This is a genomic window from Pseudomonas fluorescens, assembly GCF_018614775.1.
GTDB classification, from domain to species: Bacteria; Pseudomonadota; Gammaproteobacteria; order Pseudomonadales; family Pseudomonadaceae; genus Aquipseudomonas; species Aquipseudomonas fluorescens_BY.
This window is the reverse complement of sequence record NZ_JAGGOF010000045.1, coordinates 107782-127069: the sequence shown is the minus strand read 5'-3', so window position 1 is coordinate 127069 and position 19288 is coordinate 107782. Positions and strand designations below refer to the sequence as shown.

The window sequence follows — 19288 nt, the reverse complement described above, 5'->3', positions numbered from 1 at the left end:
CGCTTCAGCTCGAACAATATAGTCATACAATAAGAGAATCGATCATGTCTGATAAGAAACCCTCCCTGCGCTCGGCCCAATGGTTTGGCACTGCCGACAAAAACGGCTTCATGTACCGCAGCTGGATGAAAAATCAGGGCATCGCCGACCATCAGTTCCATGGCAAGCCGATCATTGGCATCTGCAACACCTGGTCGGAGCTGACGCCGTGCAACGCGCACTTCCGGCAGATCGCCGAGCACGTCAAGCGCGGCGTGATCGAAGCCGGTGGCTTCCCGGTGGAGTTCCCGGTGTTCTCCAATGGCGAATCGAACCTGCGTCCTACCGCCATGTTGACCCGCAACCTGGCGAGCATGGACGTGGAAGAGGCGATTCGCGGCAACCCGATTGACGGCGTCGTGCTGCTCACCGGTTGCGACAAGACCACCCCCGCCTTGCTGATGGGCGCGGCCAGTTGTGACGTGCCAGCCATCGTCGTCACCGGTGGGCCGATGCTCAACGGCAAGCACAAAGGCCAGGACATCGGGTCGGGTACCGTGGTCTGGCAGTTGAGCGAGCAGGTCAAGGCCGGCACCATCACCCTTGACGACTTCCTCGCGGCCGAGGGCGGCATGTCCCGCTCGGCCGGTACCTGCAACACCATGGGCACGGCCTCGACCATGGCCTGCATGGCCGAAGCCCTCGGCACCTCGCTGCCGCACAACGCCGCCATCCCGGCGGTGGACGCACGCCGTTATGTGCTGGCGCACATGTCCGGCATGCGTGCGGTGGAGATGGTTCGTGAAGATCTGCGGTTGTCGAAGATCCTGACCAAGGAAGCCTTTGAAAACGCCATCCGCGTCAACGCGGCCATCGGCGGTTCCACCAACGCGGTGATCCACCTCAAGGCCATCGCCGGGCGCATCGGCGTGCAACTGGACCTGGACGACTGGACCCGCATCGGTCGCGGCATGCCGACCATCGTCGACCTGCAGCCGTCCGGGCGCTTCCTGATGGAAGAGTTCTACTACGCCGGTGGCTTGCCCGCCGTGCTACGGCGTCTGGGCGAAGCCAACCTGATTCCCCACCCGAACGCCCTGACGGTCAACGGCAAGAGCCTGGGCGAAAACACCAAGGACGCGCCGATCTACGGCCAGGACGAAGTCATCCGCCCCCTGGACAACCCGATTCGCGCCGACGGCGGCATCTGCGTGCTGCGTGGCAACCTGGCGCCATTGGGGGCGGTGCTCAAGCCTTCCGCCGCGACGGCCGAGCTGATGCAGCATCGCGGTCGCGCGGTGGTGTTCGAGAACTTCGACGAATACAAGGCACGCATCAACGACCCGGAGCTGGACGTGGACGCCAACTCGATCCTGGTGATGAAAAACTGCGGGCCCAAGGGTTACCCGGGCATGGCCGAGGTGGGCAACATGGGCTTGCCGGCCAAGCTGCTGGCCCAGGGCGTGACCGACATGGTGCGGATTTCCGATGCGCGCATGAGCGGCACCGCCTACGGCACCGTGGTGCTGCACGTGGCACCGGAAGCCGCCGCCGGCGGACCTCTGGCAGCGGTGAAGGAAGGTGACTTCATCGAACTGGATTGCGCCAGCGGCCGCCTGCACCTGGACATCCCGGACGCTGAACTGGCCGCGCGCCTGGCCGACCTCGTCCCGCCGCAACAGCTGTTGGTGGGCGGCTACCGCCAGTTGTACATCGATCATGTGCTGCAAGCGGACCAGGGCTGCGACTTCGACTTCCTGGTCGGTTGCCGCGGCGCCGAGGTGCCGCGTCACTCTCACTGACCTCACCCATCCCTGTGGGAGCGGGCTAGCACAGTGATTTCGAGGCGGTCCGGACATCCAGTCCGCCAACAATCCCCTGTGGGAGCGGGCTTGCTCGCGAAAGCGGTATGTCAGCTACATCCGTGGCGACTGATACACCGCTTTCGCGAGCAAGCCCGCTCCCACATCAGGGGGGCCGCGTCTACATGAAATCGCACTAGCGACCCGCCCTCCCCGCGCCTGCTATCATGCGCAGCACCTCCTCCCACCGGATCGCGCCGCTTCCCATGGATTACCGTAAACCCTCCGACCGCAAAAGCATGCACGCGCGCATCGTCCAGGAACTGGGCATGCAGATCGTTTCAGGGCGCTTCAAGCCGGACGACAAACTGCCCGCCGAAGCCTTGTTGTGCGAGGAGTACGCCGTCAGCCGGCCGGTGCTGCGCGAAGCCACGCGGGTGCTGGTCGCCAAGGGCCTGGTGTATTCGCGGCCGCGGGTGGGTACGGTGGTCAAGGCCCGTAAGGAATGGCACATGCTCGACCCGGACGTGTTGCACTGGTTGATGCAAAGCAGCCCGCAAAATGAGTTCTTCGGTTTGCTGACCAGCGTTCGCAGCATCATCGAACCCGCTGCCGCTGCCCTCGCTGCGCAATTCGCCACCGACGACGACATCGCCTCTATCCGCGAAGCCTATGAGCGCATGGACGCGGCACCGACGCCCGAAGCCCTGCTGCAACCGGACCTGGATTTCCATAGCCGGATCGCCGATGCGACCCACAACGACCTGCTCGCCAACCTGTGCAACATGCTGTCGGTGGCCATCGCCGAAGCGCTCAAGCATTCCAACCAGCGGCCCAACTTGCACGAGCTGGCGATGCCGCGACACCGGGCGATTCTCACCGCCATCGAGAACCGCGACGCCCTCGGTGCCCGCCATGCCACGCTGGTGCAACTGGACGATGCCCGCAGCGCGCTGAACGTTGTGCTGGGCGCCGATCCAGCCTGATTCCACGACGGGCCTGACACACCCCGCAGCCGCCAGGGCGGTATTTATCTACCGCCCCTGCGAGACACAGAAGTCGATACTTTTCAGGTCGTCATCCGACGGCCATGCGTTTATGAAAAGGACTTCCTATGACCTCGCCCGCCCCGGCTGACAGCGCGTCTGCCCTTGCGCTAACCGTCAGCCTGCAATTCGCCAGTCGCCCGACCTTCGAACAGGTCGCCCGGCGCATGCTCGAACAAGCCATCCAGAAACAGTACCCCTCATTGTCCTTCGACCTGTCCCAGCTCCAACTGGCGACGCCGAATGCAGCTGATCGTGCCTGGCGAGTCCAGCCTTTCATGCCCCGCGTCCTCGACTATCTGGCCCTGGGCACGCCCTGGGACTTCAGGGATGCCGGGGGGCTTTCCTGCTTTCTGAGCGAAAGAATGCCGCACCCCCTCAGGTGGGCCGAGCGCAAGGTGGACATGCAGGACATCAAGAAATTGTTGACCGAATTGCCCTGGACCGCACCGATCGGACTGCAGGATGCGCTGACCGGTTATTGGAATGCCGAGATCGACGGTCACGACGGCGTCAGTCGCTGGCGCTGGTTCAGTGATGTGCTCAAGAACGTCCTGCAGATCCGCGGCCTGCAACAGCCAGGCCTCACGGATCAGGCGCGCGAGGCGCTGGACCAGATTGTCCGCTGGCCGGACCGCGACCTGCGTTTTTTTCACAACAACCCTTCTCCGGTCTACGCCTACAGCCTGGAGACCGTGATCAGCCAGGGCGGCGTCAGCAGCGTCCTGATCGGCAGCGAGATCCTCCTCGCTCACTTGGCCCAAGGTGCAACCCTCTATCTGCTGTGCAGCCCTGGCAGCGCCGTGCAATCCTTTTCCTCCCTGGAGGCTTTCAACCGTTACTGGAGCACGCGCATCGCCAGCCAGTACGTCGTCGACACCATCACCTGTCAACGCAACGAAATCGGCGGCAATGCCTTCGATGTCCAGGCGGCCATGATCCTGGAACAGCAACTGGCGGACCTGCAAGCGGTGCAGTTGCCTGCGCGAATTGGCCTGCAAGCCCTGACGACGTTGTATCAGGACCTGAGCGACCCCGCCCGCTACCTGCTTGACGCGCCGCGCCTCACGCCGGAAATATCAGCCCGCCTTGAGCCGTTGTTGCCCGCTTGGCTGAAGAATGCGTCCAGTGTTGATCGAACCCACTTCCAACACCTCAGCCTGACGGTGGCCAGTGCCAAGCAGCGCAGCCTGGGCCGGACCTATCTCAGCGACGTCCAGGACATCAAGGCCTTCACGGCCGACGCCTTGGTCAAACAGATGCAGCAGACCAACGACAACCGCCTGGACAGGGCTCCACCCAGCCATTTCCACCCCGATGACGTCGAGCTGACCTTCACCGTGGCCGCTGGTTATCCCGGTACGGTCGGGATCATCGAGAAAAAAACCATGAGCCTGACCGACCTGGCGATCCACAACCTCGTCGCTCGTCCCAGTGCCAACCTGGTGCTCGGCCATCGCCTGGGATTGGCGTTGCCGGCGTGGCTGACGCCGGATTTCATTACCCGCAAGAACGGGCTGATCGAACAGGTCGATATTGGCGCGACCTACCCTCGCTACTTGCAACAGCGGCTGGTGGACGATTTGCCTCACGCGCGGCAACGGCAACGTATGTTCACCGACCAGATGCCAGCGCAACTGCAGTTGGAGGCGCTGCAACACCTGCTGGAGCAGAAAAACGGCATGACCCGCCCGGGCCTGCGTCTGCTTGCAGCCGTCCTGCAACCCGATGTCGACGGGCAGAAACTCGATGGTCGAGCCGTGACGATTCGGCACCTGGCCTTCCTGTGCAAACCCGGGGCTCAGCCTGACATCGTGACCAACATGTTCATGATCGAGCCGCAAGACGTCAGCACCGGCCCGCACCTGCTCTATCGACCGCTCTATTCCCCTGCGTTGCAGGAGTACCCGACACGCCAGGCACTGTTGCAGGCCATCGTCACCCCTGGGGACCTGCAAGAAAGCATTCTGACCTGGATGTCCGACACCGCACGGCGGATCTATGCCGACGGCGGCTTCGTCGAGCCGCACATCGTGCGCTTCTTCCAGGGCGACGAGTTCAGCCTTCCCGCGAAGCCTGCCCCGGCAACACTCGCGGTCGACGACGAAAGCAGCGCCGAGCTGCAAAAGTGGCTACGCAACGGCGACCTGATGCCCTGCCTCTACCGCAGCAATGCGCACGCCCTGGTCACCCAGGCGGACCGGGACTCGGTGTCCAACAGTGAAAGCCGCTGGGCCGTGCTGCTGGAAGGCGGCAACCTGATCTTCAACTCGCTGCTGATGCCGTTGCTGCGGGGCCCGGTCATGGCCACCGCCTGGCTCTGGAACCTGATGGCCAGTGCCAGTCATGATATTCCGGCGCTGAGCAGCCAAGACCCGGTGGCAAGGGAGCTGGCCGCCGTCGACTTGCTGGTCAACCTCGGTATGCTGGTGAGCCAGTTCCCCGCCATCCGCCCAGTCCACCTGCCGGTGCCCGAAGCGGCCCAGCAACAGGCCATGCGTACGCCCGCGCCGCGCGTCATACCCGAACAATGGCCAGCGCCCCCTCCACCCAGCCTGGTTGAACAGCCCGCGGCCCTGCCCGGCAAGCACTCCGCCACCGCCAGCGGGTACCTGGACTTCGGCTTCGCCAACGCCCGTCACCGTTTGACATCGGCACAGCACAACTACCTGCTGCGGGTGCAACTGCCGCGGCCCGCGTCACTGCCCGAAGCGATTGGCTATGGCCCTAACACCGGCCTATACGTGATCGCCAACAGGTGGCATGCGCTGGTTGAAGACCGCCTGTATCAGGTCAGCCCCGAAACGGATGGCAGCGTGACGATTGTCGATCCGCGCGACCCAAACGCCAGTGGCCCGCCCTTGAAGTCGGACGGCCAGGGCAACTGGTCGCTGGATCTGCGCCTGCGCCTGCGTGGCGGCATGCCGCCCAAGCGGGTGGAGGCGCAGCGCCGTATCAACCTCCAGCGCGTCCGGCAACTGACCGAGGAACACAACCGATGGATTGAAAAAGACGATGATCGACAAAAAGCCCTGGACGTGGCCCAGCAGGTCATGACCCGAACCGAGGATGGCAACTACACCGAAGCCCAGCGTGCCCAGAAGCGCAAGACGTTCTACGACCTGCTACAGGAGCAGACCGAGATTTACCTGAAGATGGCGGACAGCGCACCCGAACGTGCCAGCCTGGGCATCGGGTTCCCGCCTGGCTACCTGCATGGGCTGATGGAAAACGTGATCAACAATGCCCGCAAGGCGTTCCTGATCACCCAAAAGGATTACGTCGCCACCCAACAAGCCCATCCCCAGTTTCACTGGGGTCGCGACTTCAGGGAAATCGTCGCTTACAACCTCGAGCCGTACCGGAAGTACCTCGACACCATGAGCGACATCAATGATCGGGCGATCCACTGGCTGGAACTCAAGGACGACTATCTGGAGCGGCTACTGAATCTCGATCCGGCGGGCGCACAGGCGTTCGAGCGCCTGACCAGGGGCCGCCCCCTCGATGAGAGAAATGCCATCGGCAGCAAGACCTTGCAACTCTCCACCCTTCCCATTCTGTCCGTGAAGAATTTGCAATCGAGCCTGGCCGAAAGCCTGCTTCGCATTGTCATGCCATTGGCGGAGCAGATGCGCTCCCACCATGACCTGCGAATGTACGATCTGCCTGCGTCAGAACAACTCGAGGTGCTGGCAAGCCTGACCGAGCAATACGGCAAGACCCTGGATGCGTTGAGGGGGACAAAGGCCCTCTACCCGGACGACATCAACGAAACCTATTTCGACAGGCTGATCAATCTGGTCGAGGGGCTTTACCAGGAGGTTTCCGGGAAACTCGCGGCAGAAATCAAACCCGAGCCAACGCCACGCAAGCGTGCGCCAAAACACTCCAAGGTATCGACCGGGCACCTGCAAAAAAAGGTCATCAAGACCCGCCACAGTGGCGTGCTGATCGGTGATTTGAAACCGGCGGGCACCCGCCTGCCCATTGATGTCGTCGAGCTGCGCTCGGAAGCCGACAACCAGTTGCTCGCCACGTATTCGCAACACGACGACGTCTGGGATGTGGTCGACACCCCACGCCCCGCGCCTGTCCCAAGCACCCGGTCGATCAGGGCGGTCAAGGGCGATGCGCGCAGATTGCTCGAGCAACTGGAGAACCGTTTAGCCAGCGCCGAACGCTACAAAATACGCTGCCGCTTTCCTCAGGAAATCGAAGAGATCATGAACAACGAGGGCAGCCGCTACCGCAAGCTCACCGAGGAACTCGAAAGAGCCCTCACCGCCTCGACCACACCGCGCACCGCCGCAGAGCAAACACTGCTGGATCAACTATCCGACGCCGTGTCCCGCCTGAGTGCCAGGGGCAGCGAACTGCGCACCGAACTGAGCTTGAAACTGCCGCCCACCGACAGCAACCTGCGCTACCTGTTCGACAAAGACTTGATCCAAGTGGCTCGCTTGGGTGACCGCACCGCCTTGAAAGGCCCGCGCAAGGATTTTCTTCAGGAGTACGCCATCAATGACCGTGACGGCCGGCCCCTCTGGTACGCGCATTTTCACTACGAAACGGCCGATACGCCGAAAGCCGACTTCAGCGTCGCGCATCTGAAAAACAGGGAACAACGCATGGAGCACTACTATTCAATGCTCGCCAGGGCTAACAGCCCCTACGCGGTGGTGAATGTGCATCGAGGACAGATCGGCAGGCCGTTGGCCCAGCGCAGGTTCTTGCCGTTGGCGCCTTGATCGAGTCCTTGTGGCGAGGGGATTTATCCCCGTTCTGTGGGAGCAAAGTTTGCTCCCACAGATATCGGTCAATGGGCAAACAACGAATTACCCTTCTGCCCCGCCAGTTTCTCCGGTTTGATCAGGAACCGCGCCAGCGCCGGCAGCAGCCACAGCGCGCCGAACATGTTCCAAAGCAGCATGAACGTCAGCATCAAGCCCATGTCGGCCTGGAACTTGATGGCCGAGAAGATCCAGGTGCACACGCCGATGGCCAGGCACAGGCCGGTGAACAGTACGGCTTTACCGGTGGACTTCAGCGTCTGGTAGTAAGCCTCCTGCAACGGTAACCCGGCCCGCAGGAAGCTTTCGAGGCGGCTGTAGATGTAGATGCCGTAGTCGACGCCAATCCCCACGCCCAGCGCCACCACCGGCAACGTCGCGACCTTCACGCCGATGCCCATGAAAGCCATCAGCGCGTTGCCCAGGACCGAGGTCAGCACCAGCGGCAGGACGATGCACAGCGTCGCCGCCCAGGAACGGAAGGTGATCATGCACATGGTTGCCACGCAGATGTACACCAGGATCAGGATGGTCAGCTCCGATTCCTTGATCACTTCGTTGGTGGCCGCTTCGATGCCGGCGTTACCGGCCGCCAGGATGAACTCCAGGCCGTCGCGGTTGTTTTCCTTGGCGAAGGCCTGCACCGCCGCGACTGCACGGTCCAGGGTCTCAGCCTTGTGATCGTTGAGGAACACCAGCACCGGCGCCAGGGAGCAGCTGTTGTTGTACAGGCCATCGGCCCGGGCGATGGAGTTGTTCAGCACGTCAGGGTTGCGCGACAGGGTTTCCCACTTGAGGTTGCCCTCGTTCATGCCCTTGATCATCTGCTTGGACACGGTCACCAGGGAAATCGCCGACTGCACGCCCTCGGTGTTCTGCATCTTCCACATCAGCTCATCGATCGGCGCCATGGCTTCGTAGCGCGAGCAGCCTTCGGCCTTGGTTTTGACCATCACCACCAGTACATCGGAGCTGGTGGAGTAGTTGCTGATGATGAAATTGTTGTCCTGGTTGTAGCGTGAGTCCGGGCGCAACTCCGGGGCGCCCTGGTCGAGGTCGCCGATCTTCAGGTTCTGGCTGTACCAGAGGCCACCGCCAAAGGCGATCACGGCCAGGGCAATGGACACCGGCGCGACTTTGGCACTGGCGAAGTTCGACAGCATGCGCCAGAACGGATGCTCGCGGGTCGCGTCTTTCTTGCTGCGCTCGACGGCGCGCTTGCTGATGCCGACGTAGGAAATTGCCACCGGCAGCAGGATCAGGTTGGTGAACACGATCACCGCCACGCCGATGGATGCGCCAATGGCCAGCTCGCGGATCACGCCGATGTCGATGATCAGCAAGGTAATGAAGCCGACGGCGTCCGCCAGGATCGCGATCATCCCCGGCAGGAACAACTGGCGAAAGGTGCGCCGTGCCGCCGTGAGGGCGTTGTCCGCTTCGCTGGATTGCAAGGCGATGCCGTTGATCTTCTGCACGCCGTGGGAAATACCGATGGCGAAGATCAGGAACGGCACCAGCATCGAGTATGGATCAAGGCCGAAACCGGCGGCATGCATCAATCCCAGTTGCCAGACCACCGCCACCAGCGTGGTGCTCAATACCGCGACGGTGCTGCGCATGCAGTTCGTGAACCAGTACAACAGGATCAGCGTGATGACGAAGGCCACGCCGAAGAACATCACCACCATGATCAGGCCATCGATCAGGTCGCCGACCTTCTTGGCGAAGCCGACGATGTGGATCTGCACGTTGTGGTTCTGCGCCTCGAACTTGTTGCGGATCTTGTCTTCAAGCTCGTGGGAGAATTTCTGGTAGTCCAGCGCCAGCAGCTTGCCCTGGTCCTGTGGGTCCGGATAGGACTCCAGCAACGGGATGTCGATGATGCTCGACTTGAAATCGTTGGCAACCAGCCGTCCGACCTGACCGGATTTGAGGACGTTGTTGCGCAGCAGGTCGAGGCTGTCGGCCGAGCCGTTGTAGCTCTGGGGAATCACCTCGCCGCCGGCAAAGCCCTCCTCCGTCACTTCGGTCCAGCGCACGCTCGGGCTCCACAGCGACTTGAGTCCGGAGCGGTCGACGCCCGGAATGTAGAAGACCTCGTCGTGGATCTGGCGCAGGGTCTCCATGTACTCCTTGGAGAAGATGTCGCCGTCGGTGGCTTCCACCGAAATCCGCACCGTGTTGCCCAGGTTCGCCAGGTCGTTGCGGTGCTCAAGCATCTTCTCGATGAAAGGATGTTTGAGCGGGATCATTTTTTCGAAGCTGGTGGACGGCCGGATCAGCGTGGCCTGCCAGAACAGGAAAACGCTGACCAGCAGGCAAATGATGATCACTGCCGGGCGGTTATTGAAAATCAGGCGTTCGAGAAACGTCGCCTTGTCTTGGTGATGACTGCTCATGGGTTGCGCCTTCTTGTTTTTATGCCCGTCGTGCAGGCTCGACTCATTTGCTCAGTTCAGCACCGGTTGACGTCGTGGCGCGCACGCCGCCCTGCCCCGCCAAGATCAGGTTGCCATTGCCCGCCGCGGTGACCGCCGATACCGAAATCCGGTCCGGGCGGTTGAACACGTTGAAGCTCACGCCGTCGTCGGTGCTGCGTACCACGCTGCCGCCGTTGCCGACGATCACGATGGAACCGTCCGCCAGCAGCGTGGCCCCCGACAGGCCAAATTCCAGGGCGCCACGGGCGGCCTTGAGTTCGACCTGCTCCCAAGTGCTGCCAAAGTCGGTGGAGCGATAGAGATTGCCGCGCAAGCCGTAGGCCAACAGCGTCGAAGGCTGGGCAGTGCCGATCACGCCAAAGAGCGAGCCTTCGTAAGGGCCCTCGAGTTTTTCCCAGGTCTGGCCCCAATCGGCGGAGCGGAACATGCTGCCGGCCTCGCCGACGATGAACAGGCCGGCGTCTTTCACCGCGGTGATCGCGTTGAGGTGGAACTGGTCTTCGTTGTCGAGGCGGTCGCTGGCGTCTTCCCAGTGCTTGCCGCCGTCGGTGGTTTCCAGCAACGCACCGTAGGCGCCGACGGCGAAGCCGTTGCTGGCATCCTTGAACCAGACATCCAGCAGCGGCGCTTCACGGGTGAGGTCTTCGAATTGCCTGGTCCAGGTGCTGCCACCGTCCTCGCTGGCGAGGATCTGTGCGTCGTGACCGACGGCCCAACCGTGTTTGTCGTCGACGAAAAATACGGCGGTGAGCAGTTGGCGGGTCGGCACCTTGGCCTGGCTCCAGGAGCGGCCCTGGTCGTCCGAGTAGACAATGTGCCCCCGGTCACCGACCGCCACCAGGCGCGGGCCGGCATGGACCACATCGAGCATCAGGGTCTTGCTGGCCTTGGCCGATTCGACGGAGTAGATGACATCGGAGGTCGACGCCGCAACGGCCATCACCGGTGCCGACAACACGGCAGAGCCCAGCAGCGAGAGCACCGATGCCAGCAACGCGACTCTGCGCAGCACTGGCGGGCGGCAGCGGCCCACAGCCATGACAGGCTCATTCATAGACCTTTCCCCCATTATTATTGTTAGGTCATTCAACCTTTCAGGGCGCCGTAAGCGGGCTCCTCTCGATTGCCGGATCTGGAGCATAGTCCTGAAACCTGCAATCTAGAGCCCCTTCGGAAGCTGACCTATCCTATCGGGCTTTCGAAAGGTCTGACAATCGACGCCACGTTATCTTTTGTTAACCACGGGGGATTGGGGCGCGGGTGAATGGCGGGGTATTCGGTGGGGTGATGGATGAACACTGCGAAAGCGGACCCGATCGTTTCCGCTCGCGATCGATCGTTCCCACGCTCGCGACTGATCGTTCCCACGCTCCGCGTGGGAATGCAGCCATGGACGCTCCGCGTCCGCTTTGGGTCGTGACGCGGAGCGTCACCAGATGCATTCCCACGCGGAGCGTGGGAACGATCAGTGCTGCTGCGTGGGAACGATCAAGCAGTGCCTATTTACGCCAGGCTCTTGCTCACCACCTCGAACACATCACTGGACAGCCCGCCGGACGCGAGGATGCGTTCCAGTTCGGCTTTCATCAGCGCCTGGCGGGCGCTGTCGTATTTGCGCCAGCGGGTCAGCGGCGCCAGTTGCCGCGAGGCGATCTGCGGGTTGAAGCCGTTGAGCTGGATGACCAGGTCGGCCAGGAAGCGGTAACCCGAACCGTCGGCGGCGTGGAAGTTGATCAGGTTCTGCCCGGCGAACGCACCGATCAGAGCCCGCACCTTGTTCGGGTTCTTGATATTGAACGCCGGGTGTTCCATCAACGCCTTGACCCGCGCCAGGCCACCCGGCAGCGGGCTGCCGGCCTGGACGCTGAACCATTGGTCCATGACCAGCGGGTTGCCCTTGAAGCTTTCCGCGAACACTGCCAAGGCATGAGCCTTCTCGGTCTCGAACGGCGAATTGACCAGCACCGCCAACGCCGTCAGGCGTTCGGTCATGTTGTCGGCGCTGTCGAACTGCTCCAGGGTCGCGCTCAACACTTCCGGTTTGTCGGTGAGCATCAGGTACGACAGCGCAATGTTCTGCAAGGCGCGCCGGGCAAAGTGCTCGGCCTCGGCCACATACGGCGTACGTTTCGACAGGTCGCGGTTGGCTTCATAACGCAGCCACAAGGCCTCGAACAGGTTCTCGGCCAGTTGCTGGCGGGCGAACTCGCGGGCGGCATGGATCGCCTCGACGTCGGCCACTTCGCTGATTTCCGTCAGGTAGGCTTCGCTCGGCAGCGAAAGCATCTCCGCGACCATCGCCTGGTCCAGGGATTCGTCCGACAGTACCGCGCGCAAGGCCGTGACCAGACGCGGGTCGAGCACCAGGCTCGCGCCCTTCTGATGCTGGCCGATCAGTTCCTGCAACACCTGCACCGACAACTGCTGGCCGGCATCCCAGCGGTTGAAACCGTCGCTGTCATGCTGCATCAGGAACATCAGTTGGTCGCGGTCGTAGGGGAAGCTCAGCTTCACCGGCGCCGAGAAGCCGCGCAGCAGCGATGGCAATGGTTTTTCGGCGACATCGACAAAGGTGAACGTCTGCTCGGCTTCGGTCACCGAGATCACCCGCGAAGTGCCGCTGGCCGCTGCTTCACCCGCCAGGCGCAGGGGAATTTCAGCGCCCTGGCTGTCCAGCAGGCCCAGTTCGACAGGAATCACGAACGGCAGCTTTTCCTGCTTGTCCGGGGTCGGCGGGCAGCTCTGGCGGAAGGTCAGGCTGTAGGTCCTGGCAGCGGCGTCGTAGGACTCGCTCACCGCCAGCCGCGGCGTGCCGGCCTGGCTGTACCAGCGCTTGAACTGGCTCAGGTCGACGCCGTTGGCATCCTCCATGGCCTTGATGAAGTCATCGCAGGTCACGGCCTGGCCGTCGTGGCGCTCGAAGTACAGGTCGCTGCCCTTGCGGAAACCGTCCGCCCCCAGCAGCGTGTGGATCATGCCAACCACTTCCGAACCCTTTTCGTACACGGTCAGGGTGTAGAAGTTGGAGATCTCGATAAAACTGTCGGGACGCACCGGGTGGGCCATGGGGCCAGCGTCTTCGGCGAACTGGTGGGTGCGCAGGTAGGCTACGTCCTGGATGCGCTTGACGGTGGCGGAGTTCATGTCGGCGGAGAAGCCGGCGTCGCGGAACACCGTGAAGCCTTCCTTGAGCGACAGCTGGAACCAGTCGCGGCAGGTCACGCGGTTGCCCGACCAGTTGTGGAAGTATTCGTGGGCAACGATCGCCTCGACCCGCTGGTGAGCGGCGTCGGTCGCGGTTTCGGCGCGGGCCAGCACGGCGCTGGAGTTGAAGATGTTGAGGCCCTTGTTCTCCATGGCGCCCATATTGAAGTCGTTGACCGCGACAATCATGAAGATGTCCAGGTCGTACTCGCGCCCGTACACCTCTTCGTCCCAGCGCATCGATTTTTTCAGGCTGGTCATGGCGTGCTGGCATTTGTCGATGTTTTCCGGCTCGACATAGATGCGTAGCGCCACGCTGCGCTCGCTCATGGTGGTGAAGGTGTCTTCGACGCACCACAGGTCACCGGCCACCAGGGCAAACAGGTAAGCCGGCTTCTTGAACGGGTCTTCCCAGGTCGCCCAGTGCCGGCCGTCTTCGCCAGGACCACTGGCAACCGGGTTGCCGTTGGACAGCAGCACCGGATAGCGGTGCTGTTCCGCCACCACGGTGGTGGTGAACTTGCTCATCACATCCGGGCGGTCGAGGTAATAGGTGATCTTGCGGAAACCTTCGGCCTCGCACTGGGTGCAGAACATGCCACTGGATTTGTACAGGCCTTCCAGGGCGGTGTTGGTTTCCGGGTGGATCCTGACGCTGGTGTCGACGGTAAAGGCCTGGGCCTTGGGCTGCACGGTCAGGTGGCTGTCATCGAGCTGATAGTCGCCCGGCGCCAGGTCGGCGTCGTCGAGCTTGATCGAGAGCAACTCCAGGTGCTGGCCGTCGAGCACCAGCGGCGGCAGTCCGGCGCCGCGCTCGGGGTTGCGGCGCATCACCAGTTGCGCATGGACCAGGCTATGGTCCTCGAACAACTCGAAGGTCAGGTGCGTTTCGTCGATCAGGTATTCGGGCGCCTGATAGTCCTTCAGGTAAATCATCTTCGGTTGTTCGGTGCGCATGGGTCGAATCCTTCTACTGATGCACGGCGAGCTGGTAGGCCGTGTATTTACGAATGTTGATCACGCCGGTATCGAAAATCAGGTACTGGCCCTTGATCCCCAGGAGCGTGCCTTCGGCGATCGGGTGCTTGTCCAGGTTGAAGCTGACAATCTTGGCCGGGTACTGCTCCACCGGATAACGGATCTCGACGGGCTCGACGTCCGCTATGGTCTGGATCGCCTGCAGGCCGAATCGTTCCTGCAAGCCCTGCAATCCCTGGGCGCAACTTTCAAACAGCGAATCGCGGATCTGCCGCAGGTCCACCGCGACGGCATCGCCCTTGAGCAAGGCGCGCCAGTTGGTCTTGTCCGCCACCTGGCTGCGGAACAGGTCTTCGACGAAGCCCGATTGCTGACGAGTGGCGACCCGCAGGATCGGCAACGCCTGGCTGGCGCCCTGGTCGATCCAGCGGGTCGGCAGCTGCGTGGCCCGGGTGATGCCGACTTTCACGCCGGAGGAATTCGCCAGGTAGACCACGTGGTCGGTCATGCAGAATTGCTCGCCCCAGGCCGGATCGCGGCAGGTGCCTGCCTCGAAATGGCAGCGCTCGGGGCTCATGATGCACAGGTCACACTGGGCCAGCTTGGTCATGCATGGGTAGCAATAGCCCTGGCTGAAGCTGGTCTTGGTCCGGCGTCCGCAATGGCTGCAATGAATCGCACCGAGAAACTCCAGGCGCACCGTGCTGCCGATCAACGGGTTGACCGGCACCTCGACATCGCCCAGGCGAAAGGCGTATTGAACGGTCGGCCCGTCAAGGCGCGCCGACATCTTGCTGATTGCACCACGGCCAATCTCGATCAATGGATGGCGTCCGACTTGAACAGGATGTTCGGCACGGTGGTCGATTTCGACTGGCACTCCTGCGGGCCCATGTAACCGGTGCGCTCCTCTTCGGGCAGGTTCTGGATTTCCCAGGCGATCATCGCCTGCAACGACAGCTCGCGCTGTTCGGCAGTGAGCTTGTTGCCATCGGCCCATTTACCGATTTCCACCGCCAGCTTCAGGTTCTGGTAGATGTCGGGGGTGATGTTCTGGATCATTTCGTTGAACGAGGACATGGGTTCTCCGCGCGTTCGCGCCTATTAAAGTGGTACAAGCACCGGTCAGGCGGCCATTTTTCGGCGAGCGAACAGCCCACCCAACAAGCCTGTGAAGCAACCGATGAGCAACCCGCCAACATGGGCGCCGTTGGCGATTTCGCCGAAGCCGATCATCGAGACCAGCCCGGACAGGCACAGCGCCAGCCACACCAGCATCATTACCAGGACGCCCCGGGGCAAGTGATACGCCGGGTTCGGCGCCAGCCATTGATAGATCCAGCAATGGCCCAGCAAGCCGTACAACACGCCGGACAAACCGCCGAACAGCGTCGCGCCGCTGACAAAGTACTGGACGAAATTGGACACGAGGCTGAACAGCAGCGTCAGCCCCAGCAGGTTGATGCCGCCCTGATGCGCTTCGATCCGCCGCCCCAGTTCCCAGTACCACATGCCATTCATGGCGATGTGCAGGAAACCGAAGTGGATCAGCATCGGCGTCACCAGGCGCCACCACTGCCCCGCCGCCAGGCTGTCGGCCAGCGGTGTGAACTGGATGTACTCGCCGACGACACGAAACTCCAGGAAGGTCAGCCAGCGCAACGCCTGGAGATTGTCGCCCAGCAGGGTCACGGCGCCGACAATCAGGCTCAGCAGCAGTATCAGGGCGGTAATCGGGCTGTGGGTCAGTTGCTGGACGAAGCCTGGCCGCCGCGCGGTGCTGCCGATGGCCGGCAGCTCCAGCAATTGCTCAGGATCTCCGGCCGGAAAGCGTGCATACAAGGAGAGCACATCTTCGCCGATGTCGTCCGGCACCCAGAGCACCTGCTCGCCCGCTTCTTCGCTGACCCGGTGGGGCACCTGCATGCGCTGCAGCAGCGTGACGAAGCCGCTCAGGTCCGCCGCCAGAGGTAAACGCAGCACCGCGACAAGGTTCACCGCACCACCTCCGGCCGCTCGACATCGACCCAGACGAACTTGTGCGGGTCGAGGCGGGTTTCCTGATCAAGTCGATAAGCGGCCAACTTGCCGTAGAGCACCGCGCTGTAGTCCAGGCACGCCAGGTTCGGACGGATCGGCGCGGGTTTGCCGCTGCGCCAATAGTGGCCGACGAACAGCAACGGCTCATGGACGCCATAGCGCAACAGGTTGTTCTTCTCATCCGCAGTCAACGGCGTGCGCGCGACCGGCTCGGGCAAGGCGTCGGGCTGGAACACGATGTCCCCGTAGGTTTTCGGGTCGTCTTCCCAGAATTTGGTGCGGAAGAACGACCGGGTCAGGCCGTCGCCACCGGTCAGGGTCATGCCGTGGGGCAGACGCATGTCGGTGCCACGCAGCAAGCGATCGAACACCGTGCAGGCAAAGCTGCCCGGCTGCGCCGACGCCTGGAGGAAATGCTCGTCGACGCAGCCGTTCGGGAACAGGCCCCGCAGCGGTTCGATCAGGCCGGCATCCCAACAGGCGTGCACCACCCTGAAACGGCCCGCATCGACAAACAACGGCAGCTCATAGAACCATTCGAGAAAGTCCTGCCAGTCGCCGGGGTGCTGCTCGAACTGGGTCAGCGTTTCGTTGAGCAGGCGGGCGTGGCGCGGGGTGTGTTCGCGCACGTAGCGCTGGCCACTGCCGGGCAATGCCGGGGTGCTCCAGCCCAGGGCGTTGAACTCGTGGTTGCCCATGATGCACAGCGCCTCACCGGCCACGACCATGTCGTGGACGATGTGCAGCGCCTCGCGGATCCGCGGGCCACGGTCAATGATATCGCCGAGGAACACGGCCATGCGCGACGGATGCCGCCAGACCCCGCCCTGCTTGTGGTAGCCGAGTCGGTCCAACAGGCGTTCCAGGGTCAGGGCGCATCCGTGCACGTCGCCGATCAGGTCGTAACTGCGCGCAGGATCGAGCATCAATCGCCTCTACCTCCCAGCCGACTGCCCCAGCCGAGCTTGGTCCGGCAGACTTCGTAGTAATTGTGATCCAGCGGATGGATCAGGCGCAGTTTCTGCGCTTTCTTGCTGACGGTGATGGTGTCACCCGGCGCGCAGGTGAAATGGTTCTGGCCGTCACAGGACACTTGCGGGTAGATCTGCATATCCTTGGACACGACGATTTTCAGCTCACTGTTGCCATCGACCACAATGGGTCGCCCAGACAAGGTATGGGGGTACATCGGCACAATCACAATAGCGTCGAGCTTGGGGTGCATGATCGGGCCACCGGCGGACAGCGCATAGGCCGTGGAACCGGTGGGCGTGGCGACGATCAGGCCGTCGGCCTTCTGACTGCAGACGAACTGGCCGTCGATGTACAGCTCGAATTCGATCATGCGCGTGGATTTGCCAGGATGCAGCACCACGTCGTTGAGGGCATCGCCCTGGCCGATGGCTTCGGCGTGACGGCGCACCTCGGCTTGCAGCAGGAAGCGGTTCTCCACCAGATAATGGCCGTCGAGCACTTCGGCGACCTTGATTTCCAGCTCGTCCGGACGGATATCGGTCAGGAAGCCCAGGCTGCCGCGGTTGATTCCCAGCACCGGGACGTTGTGCCGCGCCAGTGCCCGGGCCGCCCCCAGCAGGCTGCCATCGCCGCCGACCACGATCACCATGTCACAGACTTCGCCGAGCATCTTGCGCGAGGACGTCTGCAGGCCATGACCCGGCAACACCTCGGCGATGGTGTCTTCGAGGATCACATGCAGGTGCCGCTCCAAGAGGAAACGTTTGAGACGGCGAACGGTGTCCAATACCTGTGAACTGCCCAGGCGACCGATGATGCCGATATTGCGAAATTGCTCCATGAGGCTCCTGCGAGGGTCTGCGGCGGGCGAAAATCACGATTATGGGCGAAAGCGCTCCATAGACAAAATTCTTTAAGACGTCGCCGCAACAGCTATGCTCGCAAAATGATCCTGTTCCCAGAATTGCTGGACCTGCCCCGCCGCCTGCGCCATCCCGAAGTGCGCGACCTGGCATGGGCGCTGCTCGCCCCGCCCATGCTTCTCGACACACCCTGGCCCCAGCGTCATCCGCTGACCGGCAGTGACTGGGTACGCCACCCCGATCGACTGGAACACTGGCTACGTCAGTTGGACCGCGACAGCTACCCGTTGCTGCACTGGCTGTCGCAAGGGAAGACGCGGCGCCTGGGGCTGTATTACGAAAGGTTGTGGCAATTTGCCGTGCAGCACGCACCGGGCATCGAGCTGATCGCGGCGAACCTGCCGATCCGCCGCGAGGGCCATACCCTGGGCGAACTGGACCTGCTGCTGCGCGATGGCGACGGCATCCATCACCTGGAACTGGCGATCAAGTTGTACCTGGGCCCGCAACAAGGTGACGGTCAAGACGCCGCCCAGTGGCTGGGCCCGGGCTGCCATGACCGGCTCGACCGCAAGCTGACCCATTTGCGCGAGCACCAATTGCCGATCTCGGCACGCCCGGAAAGCCGCGAGGCCCTGGCGGCGCTGGGCATTGAGCCGTCGGGTATCGAGTTGTTCCGCTCCGAGCTGTGGTTGGGTGGGTACCTGCTGTATCCTTGGCCGAACCGGGCCGAATCGCCGACCGGCGCCCACCCCGGGCATTTGCGCGGCAGTTGGCTGCATCAACGGGATTGGCCGGCCTTCGTCGCCCAACGTCCGCCGGGCCGCTGGCAACCCCTGCCCCGCGCCGCCTGGCTGGCCCCGGCCCGGTATCCGGAAGAGCAGACCTGGAACAGCGCACAACTGGAAGCCTGGCGGCGGGCGCTCGACCCGATGGCGCCGGCGCAGTTGCTGGTGCGCCTGGGTGAGAACAGCGAGGGTGAGTGGGATGAAGCCGAACGGGTGTTTCTGGTGGCGGATCGTTGGCCGGATGTGCCGGGGAATGCTTGAGTTTGGCGGTGTCTGCGAGGGCCTCATCGCGAGCAGGCTCGCTCCCACAGGGGATCTTCTGTGAACATGAATTTTGTGATCACCAGAGGCCCACTGTGGGAGCGAGCCTGCTCGC

12 protein-coding genes are annotated in these 19288 nt (G+C 62.7%); 4 read left to right on the top strand and 8 right to left on the bottom strand.

What is annotated here, in order from left to right:
* The first annotated feature begins 44 nt into the window (after nt 1–44).
* The 3 genes from J7E36_RS12905 (at nt 45) to J7E36_RS12895 (ending at nt 7578) form a co-directional block, all read left to right on the top strand.
* Nucleotides 45–1781, top strand: coding sequence for an IlvD/Edd family dehydratase (locus J7E36_RS12905; protein ID WP_215003430.1), 1737 nt, complete (start codon nt 45–47; stop codon nt 1779–1781).
* A 266-nt stretch (nt 1782–2047) separates the two neighbouring features.
* Nucleotides 2048–2767 (top strand): FadR/GntR family transcriptional regulator, encoded by a 720-nt coding sequence (locus J7E36_RS12900; protein ID WP_215003428.1) that lies wholly within the window; start codon nt 2048–2050, stop codon nt 2765–2767.
* Nucleotides 2768–2895: 128 nt separating this feature from the next.
* Nucleotides 2896–7578: a dermonecrotic toxin domain-containing protein gene (locus J7E36_RS12895; RefSeq protein ID WP_215003426.1), complete on the top strand. Its 4683-nt coding sequence runs from the start codon at nt 2896–2898 to the stop codon at nt 7576–7578.
* A gap of 68 nt (nt 7579–7646) precedes the next feature.
* Here the strand turns inward: J7E36_RS12895 and J7E36_RS12890 are convergent, their stop codons facing one another.
* The 8 genes from J7E36_RS12890 to J7E36_RS12855 form a co-directional block, all read right to left on the bottom strand.
* Entirely contained in the window at nt 7647–10022 is a 2376-nt protein-coding gene (locus J7E36_RS12890) for an efflux RND transporter permease subunit (RefSeq protein WP_215003424.1), read from the bottom strand.
* A gap of 43 nt (nt 10023–10065) precedes the next feature.
* The gene (locus tag J7E36_RS12885) at nt 10066–11118 is read right to left on the bottom strand and encodes a WD40/YVTN/BNR-like repeat-containing protein (RefSeq protein ID WP_215003422.1); all 1053 of its coding nucleotides are present in this window, start codon (nt 11116–11118) and stop codon (nt 10066–10068) included.
* Between the two features lie 449 nt (nt 11119–11567).
* On the bottom strand, nt 11568–14225 hold the full coding sequence (pepN, locus tag J7E36_RS12880; protein ID WP_215003420.1) for an aminopeptidase N: 2658 nt from the start codon (nt 14223–14225) through the stop codon (nt 11568–11570).
* 13 nt (nt 14226–14238) lie between these two features.
* On the bottom strand, nt 14239–15069 hold the full coding sequence (locus J7E36_RS12875) for a DUF2797 domain-containing protein (RefSeq protein ID WP_215003418.1): 831 nt from the start codon (nt 15067–15069) through the stop codon (nt 14239–14241).
* Nucleotides 15066–15326 carry a YeaC family protein gene (locus J7E36_RS12870; protein WP_215003416.1) on the bottom strand — a complete coding sequence of 87 codons (261 nt, stop codon included), beginning with the start codon at nt 15324–15326 and terminating at the stop codon, nt 15066–15068. Before J7E36_RS12870 ends, J7E36_RS12875 begins: the two co-directional genes overlap by 4 nt.
* A 45-nt stretch (nt 15327–15371) precedes the next feature.
* Nucleotides 15372–16244: a rhomboid family intramembrane serine protease gene (locus J7E36_RS12865; protein ID WP_215003414.1), complete on the bottom strand. Its 873-nt coding sequence runs from the start codon at nt 16242–16244 to the stop codon at nt 15372–15374.
* The gene (locus J7E36_RS12860; RefSeq protein WP_215003412.1) at nt 16241–17215 is read right to left on the bottom strand and encodes a metallophosphoesterase; all 975 of its coding nucleotides are present in this window, start codon (nt 17213–17215) and stop codon (nt 16241–16243) included. Before J7E36_RS12860 ends, J7E36_RS12865 begins: the two co-directional genes overlap by 4 nt.
* A complete protein-coding gene (locus tag J7E36_RS12855) occupies nt 17212–18102 on the bottom strand; it encodes an NAD(+) kinase (RefSeq protein ID WP_215003410.1) in 891 nt (296 codons plus the stop codon). The genes J7E36_RS12860 and J7E36_RS12855 overlap by 4 nt, the downstream gene beginning before the upstream one ends.
* A gap of 105 nt (nt 18103–18207) precedes the next feature.
* On the opposite strand from J7E36_RS12855, the gene J7E36_RS12850 reads away from it, so the two are divergent.
* On the top strand, nt 18208–19173 hold the full coding sequence (locus J7E36_RS12850; RefSeq protein ID WP_215003408.1) for a DUF1853 family protein: 966 nt from the start codon (nt 18208–18210) through the stop codon (nt 19171–19173).
* The last annotated feature ends 115 nt before the right edge of the window (nt 19174–19288 follow it).